The sequence below is a fragment of the Mycobacterium sp. IS-1496 genome, from assembly GCF_001499995.1.
Classification (GTDB): Bacteria; Actinomycetota; Actinomycetes; order Mycobacteriales; family Mycobacteriaceae; genus Mycobacterium.
Genome location: NZ_LQIU01000066.1, coordinates 1 through 1,232 on the forward strand (window position 1 = coordinate 1; position 1,232 = coordinate 1,232).

Annotated in this window: 1 protein-coding gene; it reads left to right on the plus strand. The window is 66.6% G+C overall.

Annotated elements, in window-relative coordinates; translation table 11 throughout:
- Positions 1–152 precede the first annotated feature (152 nt).
- On the plus strand, positions 153–1,220 hold the full coding sequence (locus AU195_RS22635; RefSeq protein WP_216636407.1) for an IS110 family RNA-guided transposase: 1,068 nt from the start codon (positions 153–155) through the stop codon (positions 1,218–1,220).
- The last annotated feature ends 12 nt before the right edge of the window (positions 1,221–1,232 follow it).

A 1,232-nucleotide genomic window follows, 5' to 3' on the forward strand; every position in this document is an offset into this window, starting at 1 on the left:
TGGCTCGTACGGTGGCTGCCGCCTTCGGGTTGGCGAGCATGCGTTTTGCCGACATCAGGTGTGAAGGACCGGCCGGCGTGACTTGATAGGAGCGTGGCACCGCCCCCACTGAGGTTTGTCCGCCGACCGGCCCAACCGTCACCTCTCAGTGAATGGAGGCAACGACCATGGTTGTTGTTGGAGCCGATGTACACAAGCGCACGCACACTTTCGTGGCAGTGAACGAGGCGGGCCGCAAGCTCGGTGAGAAGACCGTCAAGGCGATCACCGCAGGGCACGCCGAGGCGGTGATGTGGGCCCGCGAACGGTTCGGGGCCGAGATCATCTGGGCGATCGAGGACTGCCGGCATCTGTCGGCGCGCCTGGAACGCGACCTGTTCGCGCTGGGGCAGAAGGTGGTGCGGGTTCCGCCGAAGTTGATGGCCCAGTCCCGGGCCTCAGCGCGCACCCGCGGCAAGTCCGACCCGATCGACGCGCTGGCGGTCGCGCGGGGCTTCCTGCGGGAGCCCGATCTGCCGGTGGCCTCTCACGACGAGGTGTCACGCGAATTGAAGCTTTTGGTTGATCGCCGGGAAACCCTTGTCGCGCAACGGACGGCGACGATCAACCGGCTGTTGTGGCGCGTCCACGAACTCGATCCCGAGCGCGCTCCCAAGGCCCGTTCGCTAGATCTTGCCAAGCACCGCCGACTGCTCGGCGACTGGTTGGACGCCGAACCCGGGATCGTTGCCGAACTGGCTCGCGACGAGCTGGCCGACATCACCCGACTCACCGAGACGATCAACGCGTTGGCCAAACGCATCGGTGAGCGCGTCCGCGCCGTCGCCCCGGCATTGTTGGCGATGCCGGGCTGTGCCGAACTGACCGCGGCCAAGCTCATCGGTGAAACCGCAGGAGTCACACGGTTCAAGAGCGAGGCCGCTTTCGCCCGCCACGCCGGGGTGGCGCCGGTTCCGGTGTGGTCGGGCAACACCCATGGCCGGGTCCGGCTGACCCGTTCGGGCAACCGCCAACTCAACGCCGCCCTCCACCGCATCGCGGTCACCCAGATCCGCCTCGACGGCCTCGGCCAGAACTATTACCGCCACCGCCTCGCCAACGGGGACTCCACACCCGAAGCCCTGCGCTGCCTCAAACGCCGCCTTGCCCGCGTCGTCTTCGGCCATTTGCAGACAGACCACAACCACCGTCAAAAGCCTTGCCAAATGGCAGCGGCTTGACATAGGAGAGAC

Coding starts and splice junctions, on each gene's coding strand:
- AU195_RS22635 (WP_216636407.1), top strand. CDS start 153: ATGGAGGCAACGACCATGGTTGTTGTTGGAGCCGATGTACACAAGCGC.